The sequence below is a fragment of the Kitasatospora sp. LaBMicrA B282 genome, from assembly GCF_050325825.1.
In the GTDB taxonomy this organism is placed as follows: Bacteria; Actinomycetota; Actinomycetes; order Streptomycetales; family Streptomycetaceae; genus Kitasatospora.
Map to the genome: position 1 here is coordinate 16,709 of NZ_JBNQTI010000069.1, position 23,715 is coordinate 40,423.

Annotated in this window: 22 protein-coding genes and 1 tRNA gene; 17 read left to right on the forward strand and 6 right to left on the reverse strand. The window is 71.5% G+C overall.

Annotation, left to right across the window (positions count from 1 at the left end; all coding sequences use genetic code 11):
- Nucleotides 1–111 precede the first annotated feature (111 nt).
- The 3 genes from ACQRUO_RS20370 to ACQRUO_RS20380 all read right to left on the reverse strand — a co-directional run bounded on the left by ACQRUO_RS20370 (nucleotide 112) and on the right by ACQRUO_RS20380 (nucleotide 4,327).
- Nucleotides 112–1,383 carry a PTS transporter subunit EIIC gene (locus ACQRUO_RS20370; RefSeq protein WP_428317411.1) on the reverse strand — a complete coding sequence of 424 codons (1,272 nt, stop codon included), beginning with the start codon at nucleotides 1,381–1,383 and terminating at the stop codon, nucleotides 112–114.
- Between the two features lie 222 nt (nucleotides 1,384–1,605).
- Nucleotides 1,606–2,856, reverse strand: a complete 1,251-nt coding sequence (locus ACQRUO_RS20375; protein WP_428317412.1) for a PTS transporter subunit EIIC — start codon at nucleotides 2,854–2,856, stop codon at nucleotides 1,606–1,608.
- A gap of 214 nt (nucleotides 2,857–3,070) precedes the next feature.
- The gene (locus ACQRUO_RS20380; RefSeq protein WP_428317413.1) at nucleotides 3,071–4,327 is read right to left on the reverse strand and encodes a PTS transporter subunit EIIC; all 1,257 of its coding nucleotides are present in this window, start codon (nucleotides 4,325–4,327) and stop codon (nucleotides 3,071–3,073) included.
- A gap of 128 nt (nucleotides 4,328–4,455) precedes the next feature.
- Between ACQRUO_RS20380 and ACQRUO_RS20385 the strand changes: the two genes are divergently transcribed.
- The 4 genes from ACQRUO_RS20385 (at nucleotide 4,456) to rdgB (ending at nucleotide 7,022) form a co-directional block, all read left to right on the forward strand.
- Nucleotides 4,456–4,935, forward strand: a complete 480-nt coding sequence (locus ACQRUO_RS20385) for a glucose PTS transporter subunit EIIB (protein WP_428317414.1) — start codon at nucleotides 4,456–4,458, stop codon at nucleotides 4,933–4,935.
- A gap of 173 nt (nucleotides 4,936–5,108) precedes the next feature.
- Nucleotides 5,109–5,843, forward strand: a complete 735-nt coding sequence (gene rph, locus ACQRUO_RS20390) for a ribonuclease PH (RefSeq protein WP_428317415.1) — start codon at nucleotides 5,109–5,111, stop codon at nucleotides 5,841–5,843.
- 146 nt (nucleotides 5,844–5,989) lie between these two features.
- Nucleotides 5,990–6,379: a hypothetical protein gene (locus ACQRUO_RS20395; RefSeq protein ID WP_428317416.1), complete on the forward strand. Its 390-nt coding sequence runs from the start codon at nucleotides 5,990–5,992 to the stop codon at nucleotides 6,377–6,379.
- 40 nt (nucleotides 6,380–6,419) lie between these two features.
- A complete protein-coding gene (rdgB, locus tag ACQRUO_RS20400; RefSeq protein ID WP_428317431.1) occupies nucleotides 6,420–7,022 on the forward strand; it encodes an RdgB/HAM1 family non-canonical purine NTP pyrophosphatase in 603 nt (200 codons plus the stop codon).
- A gap of 52 nt (nucleotides 7,023–7,074) precedes the next feature.
- Here rdgB and ACQRUO_RS20405 read toward each other — a convergent pair.
- Both ACQRUO_RS20405 and ACQRUO_RS20410 read right to left on the reverse strand, forming a co-directional pair.
- Nucleotides 7,075–7,157 (reverse strand) — tRNA-Leu (locus ACQRUO_RS20405).
- A 44-nt stretch (nucleotides 7,158–7,201) separates the two neighbouring features.
- Entirely contained in the window at nucleotides 7,202–7,861 is a 660-nt protein-coding gene (locus ACQRUO_RS20410) for an HNH endonuclease (protein ID WP_428317417.1), read from the reverse strand.
- Nucleotides 7,862–8,182: 321 nt separating this feature from the next.
- Here ACQRUO_RS20410 and ACQRUO_RS20415 point away from each other — a divergent pair, with 321 nt between their 5' ends.
- The 4 genes from ACQRUO_RS20415 to ACQRUO_RS20430 all read left to right on the forward strand — a co-directional run bounded on the left by ACQRUO_RS20415 (nucleotide 8,183) and on the right by ACQRUO_RS20430 (nucleotide 14,569).
- Nucleotides 8,183–10,639, forward strand: coding sequence for a chitinase C-terminal domain-containing protein (locus ACQRUO_RS20415; RefSeq protein ID WP_428317432.1), 2,457 nt, complete (start codon nucleotides 8,183–8,185; stop codon nucleotides 10,637–10,639).
- Between the two features lie 255 nt (nucleotides 10,640–10,894).
- Nucleotides 10,895–11,947: a substrate-binding domain-containing protein gene (locus ACQRUO_RS20420; RefSeq protein ID WP_428317418.1), complete on the forward strand. Its 1,053-nt coding sequence runs from the start codon at nucleotides 10,895–10,897 to the stop codon at nucleotides 11,945–11,947.
- A 10-nt stretch (nucleotides 11,948–11,957) separates the two neighbouring features.
- Nucleotides 11,958–13,535 (forward strand): sugar ABC transporter ATP-binding protein, encoded by a 1,578-nt coding sequence (locus ACQRUO_RS20425; RefSeq protein WP_428317419.1) that lies wholly within the window; start codon nucleotides 11,958–11,960, stop codon nucleotides 13,533–13,535.
- A complete protein-coding gene (locus ACQRUO_RS20430; RefSeq protein WP_428317420.1) occupies nucleotides 13,532–14,569 on the forward strand; it encodes an ABC transporter permease in 1,038 nt (345 codons plus the stop codon). Before ACQRUO_RS20425 ends, ACQRUO_RS20430 begins: the two co-directional genes overlap by 4 nt.
- Before the next feature lie 95 nt (nucleotides 14,570–14,664).
- Here ACQRUO_RS20430 and bcp read toward each other — a convergent pair whose 3' ends face one another.
- Nucleotides 14,665–15,144, reverse strand: a complete 480-nt coding sequence (gene bcp, locus ACQRUO_RS20435; protein ID WP_428317421.1) for a thioredoxin-dependent thiol peroxidase — start codon at nucleotides 15,142–15,144, stop codon at nucleotides 14,665–14,667.
- Nucleotides 15,145–15,287: 143 nt separating this feature from the next.
- Between bcp and ACQRUO_RS20440 the strand changes: the two genes are divergently transcribed.
- The 9 genes from ACQRUO_RS20440 (at nucleotide 15,288) to ACQRUO_RS20480 (ending at nucleotide 23,678) form a co-directional block, all read left to right on the forward strand.
- Nucleotides 15,288–15,641: a DUF3618 domain-containing protein gene (locus ACQRUO_RS20440; RefSeq protein WP_428317422.1), complete on the forward strand. Its 354-nt coding sequence runs from the start codon at nucleotides 15,288–15,290 to the stop codon at nucleotides 15,639–15,641.
- A 187-nt stretch (nucleotides 15,642–15,828) separates the two neighbouring features.
- A complete protein-coding gene (locus tag ACQRUO_RS20445; protein ID WP_428317433.1) occupies nucleotides 15,829–16,131 on the forward strand; it encodes a GroES family chaperonin in 303 nt (100 codons plus the stop codon).
- A 195-nt stretch (nucleotides 16,132–16,326) separates the two neighbouring features.
- A complete protein-coding gene (locus ACQRUO_RS20450) occupies nucleotides 16,327–16,737 on the forward strand; it encodes a hypothetical protein (protein WP_428317423.1) in 411 nt (136 codons plus the stop codon).
- A 285-nt stretch (nucleotides 16,738–17,022) separates the two neighbouring features.
- Nucleotides 17,023–17,835 (forward strand): ABC transporter permease, encoded by an 813-nt coding sequence (locus ACQRUO_RS20455; protein ID WP_428317424.1) that lies wholly within the window; start codon nucleotides 17,023–17,025, stop codon nucleotides 17,833–17,835.
- On the forward strand, nucleotides 17,828–18,670 hold the full coding sequence (locus ACQRUO_RS20460) for an ABC transporter permease (RefSeq protein WP_428317425.1): 843 nt from the start codon (nucleotides 17,828–17,830) through the stop codon (nucleotides 18,668–18,670). Before ACQRUO_RS20455 ends, ACQRUO_RS20460 begins: the two co-directional genes overlap by 8 nt.
- Nucleotides 18,671–18,721: 51 nt before the next feature.
- A complete protein-coding gene (locus tag ACQRUO_RS20465; protein ID WP_428317426.1) occupies nucleotides 18,722–19,732 on the forward strand; it encodes an ABC transporter ATP-binding protein in 1,011 nt (336 codons plus the stop codon).
- Between the two features lie 194 nt (nucleotides 19,733–19,926).
- The gene (locus ACQRUO_RS20470) at nucleotides 19,927–21,123 is read left to right on the forward strand and encodes a hypothetical protein (protein WP_428317427.1); all 1,197 of its coding nucleotides are present in this window, start codon (nucleotides 19,927–19,929) and stop codon (nucleotides 21,121–21,123) included.
- Between the two features lie 101 nt (nucleotides 21,124–21,224).
- Complete coding sequence (locus ACQRUO_RS20475) at nucleotides 21,225–22,523, forward strand: DUF445 domain-containing protein (RefSeq protein ID WP_428317428.1); 1,299 nt, start codon at nucleotides 21,225–21,227, stop codon at nucleotides 22,521–22,523.
- 123 nt (nucleotides 22,524–22,646) lie between these two features.
- Nucleotides 22,647–23,678 carry an adenosine deaminase gene (locus tag ACQRUO_RS20480; protein ID WP_428317429.1) on the forward strand — a complete coding sequence of 344 codons (1,032 nt, stop codon included), beginning with the start codon at nucleotides 22,647–22,649 and terminating at the stop codon, nucleotides 23,676–23,678.
- Nucleotides 23,679–23,715: the final 37 nt, after the last annotated feature.

Here is a 23,715-nt window from a genome sequence, read left to right on the forward strand (position 1 = left end):
GGGGGGGGGGGAGGAGGTGGGAGGAAAAAAAGAAAAACAAGAAAAGGAAGGCGCGTTCCCCCCCCCCCCCCCCCCCCCCCCGCTCCCGTTCGGGTCAGCTCCGCGGAGCCGTCACGCCTTGGTGAGGTCCTCGACCTCGCTGTCGTCCTCGCGACCGGGGGTCTTGAGGTTGAACTTGGTGATCGCGAAGCGGAACAACACGTAGTAGAGGGCGGCGAAGGCCAGGCCGAGCGGGAAGACCATCCACTGGTTGTGGCCGTGGCTCCAGCCGAGCACCAGGTCGATCAGACCGCCGGAGAAGGTGAAGCCGAGGTGCACGCCCAGCGCCCAGGTGACCGCCATCGAGACGGCGGTGAGCAGCGCGTGGATCACGAACAGCACCGGGGCGATGAAGACGAAGGAGAACTCGATCGGCTCGGTGACGCCGGTGACGAAGGAGGTCAGGGCCAGCGAGACCATCATGCCGGTGACAGCCTTGCGGCGCTCCGGGCGGGCGCAGTGGGCGATCGCCAGGGCGGCGGCCGGCAGCGCGAACATCATGATCGGGAAGAAGCCGGACATGAACTGGCCGGCGTGCGGGTCGCCCGCCATGTAGCGGGTCAGGTCGCCGTGCACCACGGTGCCGTCGGCCTTGGTGTAGTCGCCGGCCTGGAACCAGGCGTAGGAGTTGACGAACTGGTGCATGCCGATCGGCAGCAGACCGCGGTTGACCAGGCCGAACAGGCCGGCGCCGACCGCCCCCAGGCCGATCAGGCTGTTGTTCAGGTGCCCGATGAAGGTGCCGACCGGGCCCCAGAACTGGGCGAAGAGCACGCCGACGGCGGTGCCGACGAAGGCCATGATGATCGGCACCAGCCGGCGGCCGTTGAAGAAGCCGAGCCAGTCGACCAGCTTGGTGCGGTGGTACTTCTGCCACAGCACCGCGCTGAGCAGACCGATCACGATGCCGCCGAGCACGCCCGGGTTCTGGTAGGTCGGGGCGACCCACTGCCCGTCCGCGATGTGACCCTCGGTGATCGGGAATGCGGTGAGGACCTTGTTGTAGACCATGAAGCCGACCAGCGCGGCGAGCGCGGTGGAGCCGTCGGCCTTCTTCGCGAAGCCGATGGCGATGCCGACCGCGAACAGCAGCGGCAGACCGGTGCTGCTGTCCAGCAGCGCGCCACCGGCCGCGTTGAACACGGCGGCGACCTTGTCCCAGTGCAGGCCGGCCTTGCCGAAGACGTCGTCCTGGCCGAGCCGCGCCAGCAGGCCGGCGGCCGGCAGCACGGCGATCGGCAGCTGGAGGCTGCGGCCCATCTTCTGCAGACCCTGAAGGGTGTTCTGCCCGAACTGCTTGAGGGGCGAAGGTGCGGGCGGCGTTGCCTGCGCAGTCGTACTCATGGGGGTCGTTCCTCACGGCAGGGCGCACCGGGCTGGGGAAGCGGGGCCGGATGCGCGAACTGGTCTACACCACCAAGTGGTGTAGACCAGTTTTCTAGCACGGCCCGAGGGGCCCCGGAAGGTTGGGAAGCCCCGCAGGTGGGAAGCGCTATGAAATCGAAACCTTGTTGTGGATTGGCGATCATGACCTGACCGGCACCGCCGTCGGCGGATCGCCCCAGCTCAGGCCCGGGTCACGTCCTCGACCTCGTCCTCCGGCTCACGGCCCGGGGTGGGCAGGTCGAACCGGATGATCGCGAACCGGAAGAGCCCGTAGTACAGGGCCGCGAAGGCCAGCCCGATCGGAATGATCAACCACGGCTTGGTGGCCAGGTTCCAGTTCAGCAGGTAGTCGATCAACCCCGCCGAGAAGCTGAACCCGTCGTGCACCCCGAGCTCCCAGGTCAGGGCCATCGACAGGCCCGTGAGCACCGCGTGGATCGCGTACAGCACCGGCGCGATGAACATGAACGAGAACTCGATCGGCTCGGTGACACCGGTGATGAAACTGGTCAGCGCGACCGAGACCATCATCCCGGTCACCGCCTTGCGGCGCTCGGGCCGGGCGCAGTGCGCGATCGCCAGCGCCGCCGCCGGCAGACCGAACATCATGATCGGGAAGAACCCCGACATGAACTGCCCGGCCGTCGGATCGTGGTGGAAGAACCGCGGGATGTCGCCCGTCCACACCTTCCCGGACGCATCGGTGAAGCTGCCCACCTGCTGCTGGAAGAAGGTGTTCAGGAACTGGTGCATCCCGATCGGGATCAGCCCCCGGTTGGCCAGGCCGTAGATGCCCGCACCCGCTGCGCCCAGGCCCACCAGCCAGTTGCCGGCGTGGGTCAGCCCGGTGCCGATCGGACCCCAGGCGAGCCCGAAGGCGATGCCCAGCAGGGTGCCGACGAAGGCCATGACGATCGGCACCAGCCGGCGGCCGTTGAAGAAGCCGAGCCAGTCGACCAGCTTGGTGCGGTGGTACTTCTGCCAGATCAGCGCGCTCAGCAGGCCGACCACGATGCCGCCGAAGACTCCCGGGTCCTGCGGCTTGCCGGCCGGGTCGACTGCGGTGACCGTGCCGGCCATCGGGAAGACGGTCAGCACGTTGTGGAAGACCAGGTAGCCGACCAGCGCGGCCAGCGCCGTGGAGCCGTCCGCCTTCTTCGCGAAGCCGATCGCCACCCCGACGCAGAAGAGCAGCGCCAGGTTGGAGAAGACCGCGTCGCCCGCGGTGGCGAAGACGGCGGCCACCTTGTCCCAGCCCAGGCCGTCCTTGCCGAACACGTCCGGCTGACCCAGCCGCAGCAGGATGCCGGCTGCCGGCAGCACCGCCACCGGCAGCTGCAGGCTGCGGCCGATCTTCTGCAGGCCCTGGAGCAGGCCGGCGCCCGGCTTCCTCCGGGGCGGCGCTGCCGCGGGGGCGGTCGTGGTACTCATGCGGTTCCTTCGGCGGTCGGCGGGCGGCACTGCCCGGTCGGCCAGCGTGGACCAAATTGGTCTACACCAGATCAGGACCTTTCATAACACGACAGGCAAAAGGGACGGAAAGCCGCGCGGCGGCCAGGGGCTTTTGACCCGTCGCCGCACGGCCGAAGGCCCCGGGCGGCAGCGCGCTCCGGGGCCCCGGTGAGTCCCGCCGGTGTGGCGGGACTCACTCCTTGGCGACGTCCTCCACCTCGTCCTCCGGCTCGCGCCCCGGGGTCTTGAGGTCGAACTTGGTGATCATGAAGCGGAAGAGCGCGTAGTAGACCACCGCGAAACAGGCGCCGATCGGGATGATCAGCCACGGCTTGGTCGCCAGGCTCCAGTTGATCAGGTAGTCGATCAGGCCCGCCGAGAAGCTGAACCCGTCGTGCACGCCCAGGGCCCAGGTCACCCCCATCGACACCCCGGTCAGCAGCGCGTGCGCCACGTACAGCGCCGGCGCCACGTAGAGGAAGGAGTACTCGATCGGCTCGGTCACCCCGGTCACGAAGCTGGTCAGCGCCACCGAGGTCATCAGGCCCAGCACCTCCTTGCGCCGGTGCGGCTTCGCGCAGTGCGCGATCGCCAGCGCCGCCGCCGGCAACGCGAACATCATGATCGGGAAGAAGCCCGAGGTGAACTGGCCGGCCGTCGGATCGCCCGCCAGGAACCGGTTGACGTCACCGTTCACCACCTGGCCGTTCGGCTTGGTGAAACTGCCGTACTGGAACCACATGAAGGTGTTCAGGAACTGGTGCATCCCGATCACCAGCAACGACCGGTTCGCCACCCCGAACAGCCCCGACCCCACCGCCCCCAGATCCGACAACCACTTGCTGAAATGCGTCAGCCCCCGCCCCACCGGCGGCCAGACCCACAGGCAGAGCACCGCGAAGACCAGCCCCACGAACGCCATCACCATCGGCACCAGGCGCCGCCCGTTGAAGAACCCCAGCCAGTCCACCAACTTCGTCCGGTGGAACCGCACCCAGCACCAGGCCGCCATCAACCCCATCAGGATCCCGCCGAACACCCCCGGGTTCTGGTAGCTCGGCGGCGTGGTCGGCGGGCTCACCGGGAACTGGTGCAGGATGTTGTAGTAGACGAGGAAGCCGGCCACCGCCGCCAGCGCCGTCGAACCGTCCGCCTTCCGGGCCATCCCGATCGCCACCCCGACGCAGAACAGCAGCGGCAGCCCCAGCGAGGAGTCCAGCAGCGCGCCGCCCGCTCCCGCCAGCACCTTCGCCACGTCCGGCCAGTCGGCGATCCGGCCGTCCGGCCCGAACATGTCCGGCTGCCCGAGCCGGTTCAGGATCCCCGCCGCCGGCAGCACCGCCACCGGCAACTGCAGCGACCGCCCCATCTTCTGCAGCCCGCCGTAGAAGCCCTGCCACCACTGCTTCTGCGGCACCCGCCGCGCACCCGCGGCGTCCGCCGAACCCATCCGCTGCCTCCCGCGCTGCCGTCCGCCGTCCGCCTGCCCTGCCCGGTGCGACCGGGAACACCGGTGGCGGGCCGCACGTTTTGGGAAGTACACCCATATTGGTGTAGACCAGTTATGGTGCAAGCCGCATGCCGTGGACCCGAGCCCCACACACCGTCATCCTGGGAGGAAGATCCACGACGTGCGCGCGGTGCTGGGCCAAACGTGCACCAGCGTGGCGGAACCCCCGAACCCGGGTGATCCTGGTCGCGCCGGAGCGCCACCCGGTCCCGACCGGGGCGCTGAGCCCGCGTCACCCGGCCACCCGGCACCGCACACCGCAGGACGGCCGCCGGCAGAGCAGCCGGACCGCCGACACAGAGGGAGAAGGAACCATGGCCACCAAGGCTGAGAAGATCGTCGCGGGTCTCGGCGGAATCGAGAACATCGAAGAGGTCGAAGGCTGCATCACCCGCCTGCGCACCGAGGTCAAGGACCCCTCCCTCATCGACGAAGCCGCCCTCAAGGCCGCCGGCGCCCACGGCGTCGTCAAGATGGGCACCGCGATCCAGGTCGTCATCGGCACCGACGCCGACCCCATCGCCGCCGACATCGAAGACATGATGTGAGCCGCACCTGAGACCCGCCCGACGGCCCGTCACCCCACCGGGGAGACGGGCCGTCGGCGCACCCGGGGGACGGGCCGTCGGGGCACCCGGGCGACGGCCGTCGGCGCACCCGCCGCCGGGCCTCCCACCGGCAGCTGTGTCCCAAATGCCGGGACCGACTACGCTCAGGCGCTATGTCACGCATCGACGGCCGCACCCCAGACCAGCTCCGCCCGATCACCATCGAACGCGGCTGGAGCAAGCACGCCGAAGGCTCCGTCCTCGTCTCCTACGGCGACACCAAAGTCCTCTGCACCGCCAGCGTCACCGAAGGCGTCCCCCGCTGGCGCAAGGGCAGCGGCGAAGGCTGGGTCACCGCCGAATACGCGATGCTCCCGCGCGCCACCAACACCCGCGGCGACCGCGAATCCGTCCGCGGCAAGATCGGCGGCCGCACCCACGAGATCAGCCGCCTCATCGGCCGCTCGCTGCGCGCCGTCATCGACCACCGCGCCCTCGCCGAGAACACCATCGTCCTCGACTGCGACGTCCTCCAGGCCGACGGCGGCACCCGCACCGCCGCCATCACCGGCGCCTACGTCGCCCTCGTCGACGCCGTCTCCTGGGCCCGCGACCGCAAGCTGCTGCGCGCCAAGGGCCAGCCCATCACCGGCGGCGTCAGCGCCGTCAGCGTCGGCATCATCGACGGCACCCCCATGCTCGACCTCCGCTACGAGGAGGACGTGCGCGCCGAGACCGACATGAACATCGTCTGCACCTCCGACGGCCGCTTCGTCGAGGTCCAGGGCACCGCCGAAGGCGCCCCCTTCGACCGCGACCTGCTCAACCAGCTGCTCGACCTCGGCACGCTGGGCTGCGCCGAGCTCGACGCGATCCAGCGCAAGGCCCTGGACGACCTCACGGGCTGAGCCGCCGGACCGGGTGGACCCGGAGGCGGGTCCAGGAGCGGGCCGACCGCCGACTTCGCAGGTGGACGGGCTGTACAGCACCGCCGTGCAGCCCGTACCGTTCCTGCCACAGCACACCCCAGCGGAGGAACAGCGGAGGACCGCCGATGCCGCACCCCTTCACCCGACCCGCCACCCTCGCGGCCGCCGCCCTGCTCGCCGTCCTCCCGCTCAGCGCGATCAGCTGCTCCGCCGCCCAGAAGGCGATGGACTGCGGCACCACGGCGGTCACCGTCGGCACCGACGTCGGCCAGGTCGGCAGCGCCTACAACAACGCCAACCAGGACCCCGCCGCCGCCGGCCGCGCCCTGGCCAAGCTGAAGACCGACCTCGACAAGGTCGGCAAGAACGCCGGCAACACCGACGTCGCCAAGGCCGTCACCGACATGCAGACCCAGGCCGACAAGGTCCAGCAGGCGGTCGACGCCAACCAGGTCCCCGACCTCGGCCCGCTCGGCGACGCCGCCGGGAACCTCACCAAGGTCTGCGCGAGCTGACCGGGTTCGGAAGAGGGAATACTGAGGGGCCATGAGCACCCTGCCACGCCTCGTCCTCGCCACCCGCAACCAGCACAAGGTCGCCGAACTGCACGCCATCCTCGGCGCGGCCGGCCTCGACGTCGACCTGGTCGGCGCCGACGCCTACCCCGAGGTCCCCGACGTCCGCGAGACCGGTGTGACCTTCGCCGAGAACGCCCTGCTCAAGGCCCACGCGCTCGCCCAGGCCACCGGCCTGCCCGCGGTCGCCGACGACTCCGGCCTCTGCGTGGACGTGCTCGGCGGCGCCCCCGGCATCTTCTCCGCCCGCTGGGCCGGCAAGCACGGCGACGACCGCGCCAACCTGGACCTCCTCCTCGCCCAGCTCGCCGACATCGCCGACCCGCACCGGGCCGCCCACTTCGCCTGCGCCGCGGCGCTGGCCCTGCCGGACGGCACCGAGCGGGTCGTGGAGGGCCGGCTGCTGGGGACGCTGCGGTTCGCGCCGGCGGGGGAGGGCGGCTTCGGCTACGACCCGATCCTCCAGCCGCTGGGGGAGACCCGCACGTGCGCGGAGCTGACGGCGGACGAGAAGAACGCCATCAGCCACCGGGGGGAAGCGTTCCGGGGGTTGGTGCCGGTGGTGCGGGAGCTGGTGAAGTAGGAGAACGGCGAAGGCCCGTCAGTTTCTGACGGGCCTTCGATTCTTAGGCTGATGCGGCCGGAGGGATTCGAACCCTCACGGGGTTTCCCCCAATGGCACCTAAAGCCATCGTGTCTTCCCTTCCACCACGGCCGCATGGGCCCAGTCTAGGGCCTGGCGCAAGTGGTGGGCACCGTAGTTTATGGTGCGGGTGGTGATGTCTTGCCCTTGTTGCGACCGCAGTAGGTCTCGGTGGTGGCATGACAATTGGGGCAGAGCAGGCGGAGGTTCCTCTCCTGGTTGTTGAGCCAGTCTCCGTCGATGTGGTCCACCTCGAGCGTCAGCGGGCGGCCGTGCCAGGTCGGCGGTGTGCCGCAGCCCTCACAACGCTCCGGGCGGCCGAGCAGCACCAGCATCGTGCGCAGCCGGGCACCCGGGATCCGACGGCTGTCGGGTGGTAGGCGCCTGAGGAGCTCGGCTGGGGTGCGGCGCGGACCAAGACGCTTTCCCCTGTTGTGCGCCTGGCCGGTGAAATGCGAGGTGTCGATCCCGAACTGTTTGATCCGGCGGCCGATATGGGCATGGGTGCCGCCGGCCTGGCGCTGCTGGAGGAGCCGGACGACGCCGGCCACGGTGGTGCACTGCGCGACGGCGGTCTCAAGAAGCTCGCGCGTGTAGATGCTGCCGGTCGACCGGAAGTGGCTGGTGTCGATTCCGAAAGCGGTCAGCCGCTTTCGGAGGTACTTGCGCCGGTAGGTCTCCGGTTCCTTCCCCATGGTGATCAGCATCTCGTCCAGCGACCGCGACTCCGCCGCCAGTGGTGCCAACATCTCCCGGGTGTACCGCATGGATATGGACATGAGTTCCCTCCTTGCAGAGGGCAACGACCGCAACCCCCGATCGGTCACGGCCTGTCCGCGAACTTCTCCGTCCTGCCATGAGGGCGTGATGAGAATCACCATTCTCATCTTCACGCTGTTGACACGACATGGTCCAGACCTATTGACCCAACTGGTCCAGACCAAATAACTTCGGCGGACCCTGCAGCGTGGCAGTCGGTCGTTGGCCACCCCCATGCCTCCTTCCGCGTGCCATCTGCCGGGTGCCCCCAACCGACCCCCACGCGCGCGCTGCCCCACCTGGCGCGCGGCCGACACTCTCCTCTGGAGGACCGAGTGTTGATCCGTCATCAGGCGAGGAGGGCGGCGCGCGGCCGCCGGCTCGCCCTCGCGGCTTCTGCTGCCGCCTCGCTGGCCGGGCTGCTGCTCGGCACCCTGGCCGCCGCGCCCGCCTCCACCGCGGCCACGACCAGCACGACCGCCACGACCGCGGCCGTCGACAACCAGTCCTGTCGTCCGGACGGGATGTACACCACGCCCGGGGTGGACGTCCCGTACTGCCTCGCCTACGACACCAGTGGGCGCGAGAAGATGGGGCCGGACCACCAGCGGCGCATCATCGGGTACTTCACCGGGTGGCGCACCGGGAAGGACGGCACGCCCGCCTACCTGGTGAACAACATCCCGTGGGACAAGGTCACCCACGTCAACTACGCCTTCGCGCACGTCGGCGGCGACAACCGGATCTCGGTCGGCAGCGACGGGCCGAACAACGCCGCCACCGGGATGACCTTCCCGGGCGTGCCGGGTGCGGAGATGGATCCGAGCCTGCCGTACCAGGGGCACTTCAACCTGCTGTCCAAGTTCAAGAAGCAGTACCCGAACGTCAAGACGATGATCTCGGTGGGCGGTTGGGCCGAGACCGGCGGGTACTTCGACGACTCGGGGAACCGGGTGAACTCGGGCGGCTTCTACGCGATGACCGTCAATCCGGACGGCAGCGTGAACCAGGCCGGGATCAACACCTTCGCCGACTCGGCGGTGGCCTTCGTCGAGAAGTACGGCTTCAACGGGGTCGACCTCGACTACGAGTACCCGACCTCGATGAACAACGCGGGCAACCCGCTCGACTGGACGACCGCGAACGCCAAGCGCGGCTCGCTGATGCAGGGGTACGCGGCGCTGCTGAAGACGCTGCGGCAGAAGCTGGACACGGCGAGCGCGGCGGACGGCAAGTACTACCTGCTCTCGGTGGCGGCACCGTCCTCGGGCTACCTGCTGCGCGGCATGGAGACCTTCCAGGTGACCCAGTACCTGGACTACGTCAACATCATGTCCTACGACCTGCAGGGCGCGTGGAACCAGTACGTCGGCCCGAACGCCTCGCTCTTCGACGACGGCAACGACGCCGAGCTCAAGGCCGCCAACGTGTACGGCACCTCGCAGTACGGCGGGATCGGGTACCTGAACGGGGACTGGGCCTACCACTACTTCCGCGGTGCGATGCCGGCCGGCCGGATCAACCTGGGCATCCCGTACTACACCCGCGGGTTCAAGAACGTCACCGGCGGCACCAACGGCCTCTGGGGCACGGCGTCGACCACCACCTGCCCGGCCGGCTCGGGGCTGACCACCTGTGGTGACGGCGCGGTCGGGATCGACAACCTGTGGCACGACCAGGACGCCAACGGCAAGGAGGCGCCGGCGGGGTCCAACCCGATGTGGCACGCGATGAACCTGCAGAACGGGATCCTGCCGGACTACCTGTCGAAGTACGGGCTGACCGACACCTCGCTGACCGGCAGCTACCAGCGCAACTACAGCTCCTCGCTGGTCGCGCCGTGGCTGTGGAACTCCACCAAGAACGTCTTCCTCTCCACCGAGGACGAGCAGTCGGTGAACGCCAAGGCGGACTACCTGGTGAACCAGGGGGCCGGCGGGGCGATGATCTGGGAGCTGGCGGGTGACTACACCTTCGACCCGACGGCCAACGGCGGCAAGGGCGAGTACGTGGCCGGTTCGACGCTGACCGGTGACCTGTACAGCAAGTTCAAGTCGGCCTCGCCGTACGGTGCGACCCGGGCGACCGTCGCGCTGCCGCAGCAGACCCTGCCGATCGACGTGTCCTTCACCAACTTCGCGCTCGGCGACAACAACTACCCGATCAACCCGAAGATCCACATCGTCAACAACTCGACGGTGACGCTGCCGGGCGGCACCGAGTTCCAGTTCGACTACAGCAACTCGGCGCCGGGCAACGCGCACGACCAGTCGGGCTTCAACTCCTCGGTGATCAGCCAGGACAACCCGGGGCCGGGCAACGTGGGCGGCCTGAAGGGGACCTACAACCGGGTCTCGCTGAAGCTGCCGGCCTGGCAGTCGCTGGCGCCCGGGGCCTCGGTGGACGTGGACTTCGTCTACTACCTGCCGACCTCGACGCCGTCCAACTGGACGGTGAACGTGGGCGGGACGCTGTACGGGATCGCGGGCGACTACACCCGCGGAGCCGTCCCGGCCGGCACCGGCTCGGGCACCCCGACGCCGACCCCGACCCCGACGCCCACCCCGACGCCGACCCCCACGCCCACCCCGACCCCGACGCCCACTCCCACGCCGACCCCCACTCCCACCCCCGCCGGCTGCACCGCCGCCCCCGCCTGGGACGCCGGTACCGCCTACCCGACCACCACCAAGGTGGCCTGGCAGGGCCACTACTACAGCAACAAGTGGTGGACCAAGGGCGACGACCCCACCGCGAGCGGCGCCTGGGGCGTCTGGACCGACCTCGGCCCCTGCTGACCCGCACCTCCCCCCACCGCTCTTTCGTACCCGGAGCACACCCGCTACTGTCACGCTCTGCCACTCTTCACACGATCTGACAACGGTTCCGTTGCGACCTGTGCGTATCTGTGCGAAACCCCTTGACGGTCGAGGTCAGACCGGATGTCATATGGCACATCGCGTTGGAACCTGTTCGGTTCTGATCGATTGTGAGTCTGATCCCCAGCGAGCCCACCCAGCAAGAGCCTGTGCCACCTCAAGGAGCCCCCACCCATGACCACTGTGCGCCACCGCCGCCGCGCTGTCGCCGCCACCGCGGGTCTGATCGTCACCCTGGGCTTGACGGCCTGTTCGACCGGCCAGTCGAGCTCCTCCGCCGCCTCCGGTGACGTCGCCAAGGTCAGCGGGAAGATCTCCCTCACCTACCTGCAGAAGCAGGGCGACCAGCAGTACTTCATCGGTGAGGCGGCCGGCGCCAAGGCCAAGGCCGCGCAGCTGGGCATCGACCTGAAGGTGGTCAACCTGGGCACCGACGCGAACCAGGCGGTCAGCCAGGAGCAGGCCGCGATCGCGCAGAAGAGCAACGGCCTGATCGTGGTGCCGCCGGACCCGTCGGTGGGTCCGCAGCTGGTGCAGACCGCGAAGGACGCCAAGGTGGCGCTGCTGACCTCGGACGACCAGGTCTGCTCCTCCGGTCCGGACCCGGCCAAGTGCCCGGCGTCCGACCTGCTGCCGCGGATCGGCTTCAGTGGCCAGCAGATGGGCACCCAGGTGGGCACCCGGGCGGGGCAGGAGTACCAGAAGGCGGGTTGGGCGGCCGCGGACACCCGGACCATCTCGGCCTGGCAGCAGGACGTGACGGTCTGCGGTGACCGGGTGAACGCGGCGAAGGCGGCGTTCGCGGCGGGCGGCGGTGCCGGGGTGCAGAACATCGACGTCGCCACCGACAACACCCCCACCGGTGCGCAGGACAAGATCGCGGCGACCATCACCGCCAACCCGAACGTCAAGCACTGGGTGATCTGGGGCTGCAACGACGAGAACGTGCAGGGCGGCATCACCGCGATGCAGAACGCGGGGATCAGCGCGGACAACGTGATCGGCATCGGCCTGGGCGCCTACCTGGCGTGCAAGGACTGGGGCAGCGGCAAGCCGACCGGGATGAAGGCGGCGCTGTACATCAACGGCAGCGACGTGGGCGCGCTCGCGGTGCAGACCATGTACGACAAGTTGAAGGACGGCAAGGCGTTCCCGCAGGAGGCGTTCGCTCCCACCGCCATGGTCGACGCCTCGAACTGGCAGTCCGCCGGCGTCCAGTGCAGCTGAGGTAGCGACCGTGACGAGCAAGAAGGCGACTGGGGGGAAGACGACGACCGCGGGCGCCGGCGTCCGCGGGCTCGGCAAGCGGTTCGGCGAGGTCCGGGCGCTGGGCGAGGTCACCCTGGACTTCCCGGCGGGGCAGGTCACCGCCCTGATGGGGGAGAACGGGGCCGGCAAGTCCACCCTGTTGAAGATCCTGACCGGTGACCACCAGCCGAGCGAGGGTGCGGTGCTGCTGGACGGCGCCGAGGTGGAGCTCGGTTCGCCGGCCCGGGCGCGGGCGTTGGGGATCCGGATCATCCCGCAGGAGCCGGAGATCATCCCGCACGTCTCGGTGGCCGAGAACGTGTACGCCGGTTCGCTGCCCCGCCGGGCGGGGCGGCGGCTGGACCGGGCCGAGCTGCGCCGGCGGATCCTGGCGGACCTGGAGCGCCTGGGCTTCGCCCGGGTGCTGGATCCGGACCTGCTGGGGTCGGAGCTGACCCCGGCGCAGCGCCAGCTGGTGGAGATCCTGCGGGCGTTGACCGGGGAGGCGAAGGTGATCGCCTTCGACGAGCCGACCAGTTCGCTCTCCGAGCAGGAGGTGGAGGCGCTCTTCGGGCTGATCCGCCGGCTGCGCGACCAGGGCGTGGCGGTGATCTACGTGTCGCACCGGATGAAGGAGATCTTCCGGCTGGCGGACCGGATCGCGGTGTTGCGCGACGGTTCGGTGGCGGGGGTGCTGGAGGCGGAGTCGGCGAGCGAGCGCGAGCTGGTGCGGCTGATGGTGGGCCGTGACCTGTCCTCCATGTTCGTGCGGCAGAACGTCGCCACCGACCGGGTGGTGTTGGAGGTCGAGAAGCTGACGACCGACGACGTCACGGACATCGACCTGACGGTGCGGGCCGGTGAGGTGGTGGGGTTGGCCGGGTTGATCGGGGCCGGCCGTTCGGAGCTGGCGCTGGCGCTGGCCGGTGACCTGCCGGTGCGTTCGGGGTCGGTGCGGTTGGACGGCGAGCGGTTGCGCTCGGGCAGTCCGGGGGCGGTGATCCGGGCGGGGCTGGGGTTGGCGCCGGAGGAGCGCAAGGCGCAGGCGCTGTTCCTGCACCGCACGATCCGGGACAACGCCTCGCTGGTGGTGCTGGAGCGGTTGCGGCGGTGGCGGTTCGTGCGGCGGTCGGCCGAGCAGGAGCTGGCCCAGGGGTACGTGGACCGGTTGCGGGTGCGGGCGCCGTCGATCGAGCACGAGGTGCGCAAGCTGTCCGGCGGCAACCAGCAGAAGGTGGTGCTGGCCCGCTGGCTGGCCCGCAAGCCGAAGGTGTTGATCCTGGACGAGCCGACCCGCGGGATCGACGTGGGGGCGAAGGCGGAGATCTACCAGATCATCGCCGACCTGGCGAAGGAGGGGGTCGCGCTGGTGGTGATCTCCTCGGAGCTGCCCGAGGTGCTCGGGCTGGCGGACCGGGTGGTGGTGATGCAGAACGGCCGGATCACCGGCGAGTTGGACCGGGCGGAGGCCACCGAGGAGCGGATCCTCGCGCTGGCGATGGCCGATGACCTGGCGTCAGGCGGCGACCTGGCGGCTGCTTCGAGCGACGAGGGAAGGACCGCATGAGCACCACGACCGTTTCCAAGGGCGCGCCCACCGGGAGCGTGCCGCCGGCCAGGCGGGGTGGGGTCGGCGGGTTGCTGGCCTCGATCGGCGCGCAGAACCTGAGTCTGGCCGGTGGCCTGGTGCTGCTGCTGGTGCTGTTCGGCTCGCTCAACGGGAACTACCTGAGCTGGGACAACATTCAGGTGATCGCGGAGGCGGTGACCATCAGCGGGCTGCTCGCGGTGGTGCAGACCGTGGTGATCATCTGTGGTGGCCTGGACATCTCGGTGGGTTCGCAGGCGGGTCTGGCCTCGGTGATCAGTGCGATGGCGTTCACCTCGTCCGGGTCGAACGCGTTCCTGGGCATGGCGGCGGCGCTGGGCGTCGGCGTGGTGATCGGGGTGCTGAACGGGGTGATCATCGTCTACGGGCGGGTGAACCCGACCATCGCCACCCTGGCGGGCCTGGCGGCCTACAAGGGGGTTGCGGACCTGATCTCCAACGGTTCGGCGCAGGGGTACGTGCTCAACGACAGCATCTTCATCTTCCTCAGCCGGGGCAAGATCGCCGGGCTGCCGGTGATGGTGTGGTTGCTGATCCTGGTGGCGCTGGCGGTGCACCTGCTGCTCAAGTACACCGACATCGGCCGGAACCTCTACGCGATCGGTGGCAACGACACCGCGGCGCGGCTGGCCGGCATCAACATCAACAAGTACCTGATCGCGGTGTACGGGCTGCTCGGCGTGGTGGCGGCGGTGGCCGGCATCCTGCTGACCGCCCGTACCGGCTCGGGCCAGCCGGTCTCCGGCAGCGAGGGCCTGGAGCTGCAGTCGATCACCGCGGCGGCGCTGGGCGGCTGTGCGCTGCGCGGCGGCAAGGGCGGCATCGGGGGGACGCTGCTGGCAGTGGCGTTGCTCGGTGCGCTGGAGAACGGGTTGACGGTCCAGGGCATCAACTCGTTCTGGCAGGACGTGGCGCAGGGTGCGCTGCTGGTCGTCGCTGTGGTGATCCAGCAGCGGCGCAGCGGCGAGCGGGCCGTGGGGTTGCCCGCCTGATCCCGGCGTCGCGCAAGAGCGGCGGCCCGGCTCCTGTGTGGGGGAGCCGGGCCGTCGTGCGTCGCCGTCCGGGGGTGCTCAGGCGTCGGGGGTGCTCAGGCCTCGGTGTCGACCTTGAGGTCGCGCAGCAGCTTGGCGACGTGGCCGGTGGCCTTGACGTTGTAGAGGGCGCGCTCGACCTTGCCCTGCTCGTCGACGACGACGGTGGAGCGGATCACGCCGACCACGGTCTTGCCGTAGAGGGTCTTCTCGCCGTAGGCGCCGTAGGCCTCGAGGACCGACTTGTCGGCGTCGGAGACCAGGGTGACCTTGAGGTCCTCGGTCTCGCGGAACTTGCCGAGCTTCTCGGGGGCGTCGGGGGAGATGCCGATGACGTCGTACCCGGCGCCGCTGAAGGCCTCCAGGTTGTCGGTGAAGTCGCAGGCCTGGGTGGTGCAGCCGGGGGTGAGCGCGGCGGGGTAGAAGTAGACGATCACCTTGCGGCCCAGGTGGTCCGCGAGGGACACCTGGTTGCCGTCGGCGTCGGGCAGGGAGAAGGCGGGGGCGGTGTCCCCGGCCTGGAGACGCTGGGTCACGGGTGGATCTCCTCGTGCTGGACTGGGTGGTCGTGCCGCTGCAAACCTACCTCCGATGGAGGGTGGGACTGCGCGCCCCGGGGGATGAGCTGACAGACTTGAGCGCCAGCAGACCGTGACGTGAGGCGAGTGAGGTGGCCCGGGTGGGCAAGGGGAAGACCAAGGACGTGGCGCGGGACGACGCGGGGCGCAGCACGGCGGAGATCGAGGCGGACATCGCCGCGGCCCGCACCCGGCTGGCCGACACGTTGGACGAGCTGGCGGTGCGGGTGCACCCGACCACGGTGGCCGCGCAGGTGCGGGCGAAGGCGCAGGCCTCGGTGGAGCAGCGGCTGGGCCGGCTGTACGTCGGGGCGAGCCGTGGGGTGGAGCAGCTGAAGGCGCAGTTCACGGACGAGCAGGGCAAGCCGCGGGTGGAGCGGATCGTGCCGGCGGCGCTGGTCGGCGGCGGGGTGCTGCTGCTGGTGGCCTCGGCGCGCAAGCGCAAGAAGGACTGACCGCGGCCCCGGGGCGGGTGCCGGACGGATCGGATCGCGGGCCGGCACCACGGTGGCGGCCCGCGCCGGGTACGGTCTGGGCGTGAGCGTGAACGACGAGCAGAGCAAGCAGGCCGAGCAGCCGGCGGGTGCCGGGCTGTCCGAACACGGCCGACACGACCGGTTGGGCGAGAAGCTGCCCATTCGGATGCTGCACGACCGGGTGCTGGTGCGTCCGGACGGTGGCGAGGGCGAGCGGCGGTCGACGGGCGGCATCCTGATCCCGGCGACCGCGGAGCTGAGCAAGCGGTGCAGCTGGGCCGAGGCGGTGGCCGTGGGTCAGAGCGTGCGTTCGGTGGAGCCCGGTGACCGGGTGCTGTACGACCCGGAGGACAAGCTGGAGGTCGAGGTGCGCGGCGCGACGTACGTGCTGCTGCGCGAGCGCGACCTGCACGCGGTGGCCGCCGAGCGGCTGAAGGACGCGGACGGGTCGACGGGGTTGTACCTGTAGGACCGGTCGGATCGTCGTGGTGGGCCCGTCTCCCTGGTAGGGGAGGCGGGCCCTCAGTCGTTCGGCCCAGGCGCGGTGGCCGGGTGGACGCGGGCGGCTCACTGTATGGAACGGGACGGTAACGGAATGGATCCGTCCCGGATTCCGTCGAACAGGAAGAGACCTCTCATGCGTTCCATATGGACGGCTGCCGCGTTGACCGCGGCGATCAGCCTCACCTCGGTGACCGCGGCGGGTGCGGCCGTCCCGCTGCGGGACCCGGACGTGTCGCGGGTGCTGTCGGTGCAGGCGCTGCCGGTGCCGCCGCATCCGGCGGCCGGGCCGGCGGTGTCGACGCCGAGCCTGCCGGTGACCTTGCCGTCGACGCCCGCCTTGCCGTCGACCCCGGCGTTGCCTTCGGTGCCGGCCCTGCCGACGACGTTGCCCTCGCTGCCGGTGACGCTGCCGGGGCTGCCGGACGTCGGTTCGCTGGTCGGGCAGCTGACCGGGCTGCTGACCAGTCTGCTGTCGACCATCACGAACCTGCTGAGCAGCCTCGGGCTTTCGCTGCCCAGCCTGCCGTCGCTGCCCGGGCTGCCGAGCCTGCCGCACAGCGGGATGCACTAGGGCGTGTCTCTTGGACCCGCCCCGGCTGCTCCGGTACCCCGGTCGCTTCGGCGCCGGGGTACCGGCGCGTCGCGGGCCGCGTGCGCCCCGGTGGGCGGCGGGTCGGTGGTAATCCGCTGTCCGGCCACTTGGCTTGCCGCTACGGTGGACTGACACAACCTCAGATCTCTGCAGCCCCGAACGACGTCCCCCACCCCCGGGGGTCGGTCGGTCGGGGCTCTCGGGCGTGGCGCCCTGCTCCCGGGCGGGAGTGGCGCGCCCAAATTGTCGACAAGGAGATATTTGATGGATACCTCGGCCGGGCTCTACCTGGCCATCGCCCGCGGCGCGTTCCGCCGCTTCGCCACCTACCGGGTTGCCACCGCGGCCGGCGCCTTCACCAACACCGTCTTCGGCTGCGTGCTCGCCGCCACCTTCCTCGCCCTCTGGCACGCCAGGCCCGGCCTGGGCGGCTACGACACCGCCCAGGCGGTCACCTACATCTGGGTCAGCCAGGCCCTGCTGGTCGCGGTCGCGGCCTGGGGCGGCGGCTTCCAGGACGACCTGCAGCAGCGGCTGCGCACCGGGGACATCGCGATCGACCTCTACCGCCCGGTGGACTTCCTCGGCTGGTGGCTCGCCTCCGACCTGGGCCGGGCCGGCTTCCAGCTGCTGACCCGCGGCGCCGTGCCGCTGGCCGCCGGGGTGCTGCTCTTCCACGCCCGGCTGCCGCACGCCCCCCTCACCTGGCCGCTCTTCCTGGTCTCGGTGCTGCTGGCCGTCACCGTCAGCTTCGGGCTGCGCTTCCTGGTCTCGGTGACCGGCTTCTGGCTGGACGACGCGGAGGGCCTGCGAGTGCTGATGGCGGTGGTCTCGATGTTCTTCTCCGGGATGCTGCTGCCGCTGAGCCTCTTCCCGGACGGGCTGCGCCAGGCAGCCCAGCTGCTGCCCTGGTCGGCGCTGGTCCAGGTGCCCTGCGACCTCTTCCTGGAGCACCGCACCGGCGCCGCGGCCGGGCGCGCGCTCGGCTTCCAACTGCTCTGGGCCGCCCTGCTGCTGACGGCCGGCCGGGCGGCGCAGGCGCTGGCCGCCCGCAAGGTGGTGGTGCACGGTGGCTGAGCTGTCGACACCCGAGAACCCGCTCGCCCGGGCCCGCTGGGCGGTGGTCTCCTGGCGGCTGGCGGCCGCGATGTGGATGCGGGCCGCGCTGGCCTACCGGGCCAACTTCTGGATCTCCTCGGTGGGCAACCTGCTGGTCACCTTCCTGGACTTCGTGGTGCTGATCCTGATGCTGCGCCACACCGGGCGGCTCGGCGGCTGGACGCTGCCCGAGATCGGCCTGCTCTACGGCACCTCGGGCTTCGCGCTGGGCACCGCCGACCTGCTGATCGGCAGCGTCGACGGCCTCGGCCAGCGGATCCGCTCCGGCTCCCTGGACGTGCTGCTGATCCGCCCCGCCCCGGCGCTCGCCATGGTCTGCGCCGAGCGGTTCACGCTGCGCCGCGCGGGCCGGCCGCTGCAGTCGCTGCTGGTGCTCGGCTGGGCGATGCACGCGCTGCCGCTGGCCTGGACCTGGCCGCGACTGCTGCTGCTCGCCGCGCTGCTGGTCAGCGGCACGGTGATCTTCGCCGCGGTGTTCGTGGCCGGGGCCGCCGTGCAGTTCTGGTGGGGCGAGAGCCGCGAGTTCCAGAACGCCTTCACCTACGGCGGCGCCACCCTGCTCAGCCATCCGCCCGGCATCTACGGCCGGCACCTGATCGCCGGCGCCACCTTCGGGGTGCCGCTGGCCTTCGTCAACTGGCTGCCGCTGCTCCACCTGCTGCACCGCCCCGACCCGCTCGGGTTGCCGCGGGCCTTCGAACTGGCCTCGCCGCTGGCCGCCGCGCTCAGCGTCGGTGCCGCCGCCCTGGCCTGGCGGGCCGGCCTGCGCGCCTACCGCGGCACCGGCAGCTGAACCTGCCCACCCTGTCCCCCCGTACACCCCTCACCCAGGAAGCGCACCCACATGGACCTGATCGAGCTCGACAACGTCTCCCGCACCTTCACCGTTCGTACCAAGACCGAGGGGCACACCAGGACCGAGGGTCGCACCAAGACCGAGGACCGCACCCGGATCGGCCGGCTGCGCCGCGAGCGCCGCGAGGTGCGCGCCGTCGACGGCCTCACCTTCCGGGTGGCGGCCGGCGAGTGCGTCGGCTACCTCGGCCCGAACGGCGCCGGCAAGTCCACCACCATCAAGATGCTGACCGGGATCCTGGTCCCCAGCGGCGGCCGACTGCGGGTCGCCGGGGTGGACCCGAGCCGCGAACGGGCCCGGCTGGCCCGCCGGATCGGCGTGGTCTTCGGCCAGCGCACCACGCTCTGGTGGGACCTGCCGCTGCGCGACTCCTTCGAGCTGAGCCGCCGGCTCTACCGGATCCCGCCCCCGCAGTTCCGGGCCAACCTCGCCCGCTGCGTCGAGCTGCTGCAGCTCGGCGACCTGCTGGACACCCCGGTGCGCCAGCTCTCGCTCGGCCAGCGGATGCGCGGCGACCTGGCCGCCGCGCTGCTGCACGACCCGCGGATCCTCTACCTCGACGAGCCGACCATCGGCCTGGACGTGCTCAGCAAGGCCCGGGTGCGGGAGTTCCTGCGCGAGGTCAACGCCGCCGGCACCACGGTGCTGCTCACCACCCACGACCTCACCGACATCGAGCAGCTGTGCGGCCGGGTGATGGTGATCGACCACGGCCGGGTGGTCTACGACGGCGACCTGCCGGGCCTGCACGCCGCCGGCCGCAGCGAGCGCACCCTGATGGTCGACCTGGGCCGGGCCGGCGCGCCGATCGAGCTGCCCGGGGTGCGGGTGGTCAAGGTGGAGGGCAGCCGGCAGTGGCTGGCCTTTCCCGCCGAGCGCAGCGCCGCGCCGATCGTGGCGGCCGTCGCCGAGCGCTACCCGCTGCTCGACCTGTCGGTGCGCGAGCCGGTGATCGAGGACGTGATCGCCCGGATGTACGCCGGGGCCGCGATCGGCTGACGGCTGCGACGGTCGGCGGCCCGTGACCGGTCGGTGGGCGCGACCGGTCGGTGGCCCGGTGGCCCGTGCCCGGTGGACGGCCGCGCCCGGTCGGCGGCCCGCGATCGACTGACGGTCGGCGATCGGTTGACGGGCAGTGACCCGGGCCGGGCCGCGACGGTTGATCCCGCAGGACCGGTGACGAGGTGATGGTGTTGACGGGCAGCGGGCGTCCGGCGGAGCAGGTGGCGACCCGGGCGGCGGGTCCGGACGTGACGGTCGTGCTGACCGGCCCGCCGCCGGGGGCCGAGCCACCACCGGCCGACTGGGCGGCAGCCCTGGAGGCGCTGGCCGGCCAGTCGATCCGGCGGCGCCGGTCGGCGGCGCTGGCGGTGGTGCCGGCGGGGGTGGTGCCGGCCGGCCGGTCGGGGAGCGCGGCCGCCCCCGCCGGCCCGCTGCTCGACACCGCGGTCCGCGGGCGCTACGTCTGCTTCCTCGGGCCCGGGGAGCGGCTGGCCGAGTCGGCGCTGGAAGAGCTGGTCGCGCTCGCCGACCGGGCCGGCGCGGACGTGGTCTTCGGGTGCCCGGCCGCGGTGCCCGGGGCCGCGCCGTGGGCGGCGGACAGCCCGTACCAGGAGAGCCTGTTCGCCTACAGCTGGGACTGGGTGGACTTCAGCCACCCCGGGCTCGCCCCCTCGCTCGGCCAGGCCCGGCTGTTCCGGCGCACCGCGCTGGCCGAGTACGGCCTGCTGGAGGCCGGGCCCGGCCTGCCGCTGGCCCTGGAGGTCTGCCTGCGCTCGCGGCGGATCGCCGTGCTCGGCGGCACGGACTGCCTCTACCCCGCCGCCCCCGAGCTGCCGGTCCGCCCCGGGCACGAGCAGCGGCTGCGCGAACTGACCGCCGCGCTGGCGGTGGTGGCGCGGCTGGCCGCCCCGGGGGCCGAGGCGGCGGTGCTGCGCGGCTGGGCGTTCGGCTGGGAGCTGCCGCAGCTGCTGCGCCCCGACTTCCTGACCCTGGAGGTGCCGGCCCAGCGGCGGGTCTGCGCGGGGGTGGGGCGGCTGCTCGACCGGTACTGCCCGCCGGCCGAGTACCAGTTGCTGCCGGCCCGGGAGCGGCTGCGGCTCGACCTGGCCCGGCGCGGGCGGGCCGGGGCGCTGCGCCGGCTGATCCGCTATCAGGCGGCCTACGGGGCGCCGGCCATGTACCGGGTCCCGGGCGAGCTGCGGCCCACCGCCCGCCCGGCCCCGGCCCGGACGGCGGTGGCCGACCCCTCGCTGGTGGTGCAGGTCTGGCGCGGCGTGGTCCCGGCCCGGGTGCGCCGCCGGCTGCGCCGCCGCCCGGCCTGGCGCCAGCTGGTCGACCGTGCCTACGCCCGCTGGGGCGAGGCCCGCCCGGTCGGTGCGGGTGGCTGAGGGGGGAGTGGTCGCCGAGCAGCAGCCGAGAACGGCGCATCAGGGATAGCTCAGGGGTGCGAGGTCGCGGGATCGGCCCCTTGATCGGTGACACTGGTCGGGTGGAGAGCGACAGCAGAGCGCAGTCGGCGCCCGGCGGGGTGCGGTTCACCGCCGCCGACGAGGAGAAGCGGCGCGGGGTGCGCCGGATGAAGACCATCGCCACCGGCCTGCTGGCGCTGGCCACCGTGGTGTACGCGCTCGCCACCTGGGCCGGCGCGGCCGGCTGGGGCAGCTGGACCGGGTACGTCTCGGCCGCCGCCGAGGCCGGCATGGTCGGTGCGCTGGCCGACTGGTTCGCCGTTACCGCGCTGTTCCGCCGCCCGTTCGGGCTGCCGATCCCGCACACCGCGATCATCCCGACCAAGAAGGACGCCTTCGGCCGTTCGCTCGGCCAGTTCGTCGGCGAGAACTTCCTCGCCGCTCACGTGGTGCGCAGCCGGCTCGCCGCGCTCGGCATCGCCCGCCGGCTGGGCGAGTGGCTGGCGATGCCGGCCAACGCCGACCGGGTGACCAAGGAGGCGGCCGCCGCGCTGCGCGGGGTGCTGGCGGTGCTGCGCGACGAGGACGTGCAGGCGGTGGTCGGCGAGGCGGTGACCCGGCGGGTGGCGGCCACCCAGGTCGCCGAGCCGCTCGGGCGGCTGCTCGGCAAGGTGGTGGCGGACGGCGGCCACCACGGGGTGGTCGACCTGGTGGCGGTGCGGGCGCACGACTGGCTGACCGAGCACCACGCGGACGTGGTGACCAAGGTGGCGATAAAGTCGCCCGGCTGGACCCCGAAGTTCATCGACCACCAGGTCGGTGAGCGGGTTTACAAGGAACTGCTGCGCTTCGTCACCGCGATCCGCGACGACCCCGGGCACCCGGCGCGCGGCGCGATCGACACCTTCCTGGCCGACTTCGCCCGCGAACTGCAGACCGACCCGGCCACCCAGGCCCGGGTCGAGCGGGCCAAGGCCGAGCTGCTGGCCCGGGACGAGGTGCAGGAGCTGATCGCCTCCTCGTGGAGCGCGGTGCGGGCCCTGGTGCTGGCCGCCGCCGAGGACGAGCAGAGCGAGCTGCGCCGGCGGATCCGGGTCGGGGTGCGCTCCTTCGGGCGCCGGCTGGCCACCGACGAGCGGCTGCAGACCAAGACCGACGGTTGGCTGCAGGACGCCGCCCAGTACGTGGTGGAGACCTACCGGGCCGAGATCACCTCGCTGATCTCGGAGACCGTGGCCGGCTGGGACGCGGCCGACGCCTCCCGCAAGATCGAGGCCAACGTCGGCCGCGACCTGCAGTTCATCCGGATCAACGGCACCGTGGTCGGCGCGCTGGCCGGGCTGCTGATCCACACCGTGGCCACCGCGGTCGGCGGCTGACCGGGCCGGTCCGGGCGGTGGACCCGAGCCCGCCCGGTGGTCGGCCGGGCCCGGCCGGCTGCCCGGTCGTGCGATGATTCCTGGTCTGTTCGAGGACGACGGACGACGACGGATGGAGTAGAGATGTCCCGCGGGATCGAGGCGTTCATCGCCGGTCTGCCCAAGGCCGAGCTGCACGTGCACCACGTGGGTTCCGCCTCGCCGCGCGTGGTGGCCGAGCTGGCCGCCCGCTACGAGGGCCGGACCGAGGTCCCGGCCGACCCGGCGGCACTCGCCGAGTACTTCACCTTCACCGACTTCGCGCACTTCATCCAGGTCTACCTCTCGGTGGTCGACCTGGTCCGGGACGCCGAGGACGTGCGCTCGCTGACCTACGGCGTGGCCGAGGACATGGCCCGCCAGCAGATCCGCTACGCCGAGCTGACCGTCACCCCCTACAGCTCGGTGCGTCGCGGCATCCCCGACGTGGCGTTCATGGAGGCGATCGAGGACGCCCGCAAGAGCGCCGAGCGGGACTTCGGGATCGTGCTGCGCTGGTGCTTCGACATCCCCGGCGAGGCCGGCCTGGCCTCGGCGGAGGAGACCGCCCGCCTCGCGCTGGAGGTCGGCGCCGAGGGCCTGGTCAGCTTCGGCCTGGGCGGTCCGGAGATCGGCGTGCCGCGCCCGCAGTTCAAGCCGTACTTCGACCGGGCCCGTGCGGCCGGCCTGCACAGCGTGCCGCACGCCGGCGAGTCCACCGGCCCGGAGACGGTCTGGGACGCGATCCGCGAGCTGGGCGCCGAGCGGATCGGCCACGGCACCCAGAGCTTCAAGGACCCGGCGCTGATGGACCACCTGGGCGAGCACCGGATCCCGCTGGAGGTCTGCCCGACCTCCAACCTGGCCACCCGGGTGGTGGAGCGGCTGGAGGAGCACCCGATCAAGCGCTTCGTCGACGCCGGGCTGCTGGTCACGGTGAACAGCGACGACCCGCCGATGTTCGGCACCTCGCTGAACCGGGAGTTCGAGGTGGCCGCCGGCCTGCTGGGGCTGGACGAGGCCGGCGTGGCCGCGCTGGCCAAGAACGCGGTCACCGCCTCCTTCCTCGACCCGGCGGGCAAGGCCCGGATCGCCGGCGAGATCGACGCCTACCTGGCCGCCTGGCAGCGCGGCTGACCGCTGGCGCCGCCCGGGACGGCCTGCCGTCCCGGGC

What these genes read in the sequence shown, in the direction of transcription:
- ACQRUO_RS20370 (WP_428317411.1), bottom strand. Translation starts at nt 1,383, where the DNA reads ATGAGTACGACTGCGCAGGCAACGCCGCCCGCACCTTCGCCCCTCAAG.
- ACQRUO_RS20375 (WP_428317412.1), bottom strand. Translation starts at nt 2,856, where the DNA reads ATGAGTACCACGACCGCCCCCGCGGCAGCGCCGCCCCGGAGGAAGCCG.
- ACQRUO_RS20380 (WP_428317413.1), bottom strand. Translation starts at nt 4,327, where the DNA reads ATGGGTTCGGCGGACGCCGCGGGTGCGCGGCGGGTGCCGCAGAAGCAG.
- ACQRUO_RS20385 (WP_428317414.1), top strand. Translation starts at nt 4,456, where the DNA reads ATGCCGTGGACCCGAGCCCCACACACCGTCATCCTGGGAGGAAGATCC.
- rph (WP_428317415.1), top strand. Translation starts at nt 5,109, where the DNA reads ATGTCACGCATCGACGGCCGCACCCCAGACCAGCTCCGCCCGATCACC.
- ACQRUO_RS20395 (WP_428317416.1), top strand. Translation starts at nt 5,990, where the DNA reads ATGCCGCACCCCTTCACCCGACCCGCCACCCTCGCGGCCGCCGCCCTG.
- ACQRUO_RS20410 (WP_428317417.1), bottom strand. Translation starts at nt 7,861, where the DNA reads ATGTCCATATCCATGCGGTACACCCGGGAGATGTTGGCACCACTGGCG.
- ACQRUO_RS20420 (WP_428317418.1), top strand. Translation starts at nt 10,895, where the DNA reads ATGACCACTGTGCGCCACCGCCGCCGCGCTGTCGCCGCCACCGCGGGT.
- ACQRUO_RS20430 (WP_428317420.1), top strand. Translation starts at nt 13,532, where the DNA reads ATGAGCACCACGACCGTTTCCAAGGGCGCGCCCACCGGGAGCGTGCCG.
- ACQRUO_RS20445 (WP_428317433.1), top strand. Translation starts at nt 15,829, where the DNA reads ATGCTGCACGACCGGGTGCTGGTGCGTCCGGACGGTGGCGAGGGCGAG.
- ACQRUO_RS20455 (WP_428317424.1), top strand. Translation starts at nt 17,023, where the DNA reads ATGGATACCTCGGCCGGGCTCTACCTGGCCATCGCCCGCGGCGCGTTC.
- ACQRUO_RS20465 (WP_428317426.1), top strand. Translation starts at nt 18,722, where the DNA reads ATGGACCTGATCGAGCTCGACAACGTCTCCCGCACCTTCACCGTTCGT.
- ACQRUO_RS20480 (WP_428317429.1), top strand. Translation starts at nt 22,647, where the DNA reads ATGTCCCGCGGGATCGAGGCGTTCATCGCCGGTCTGCCCAAGGCCGAG.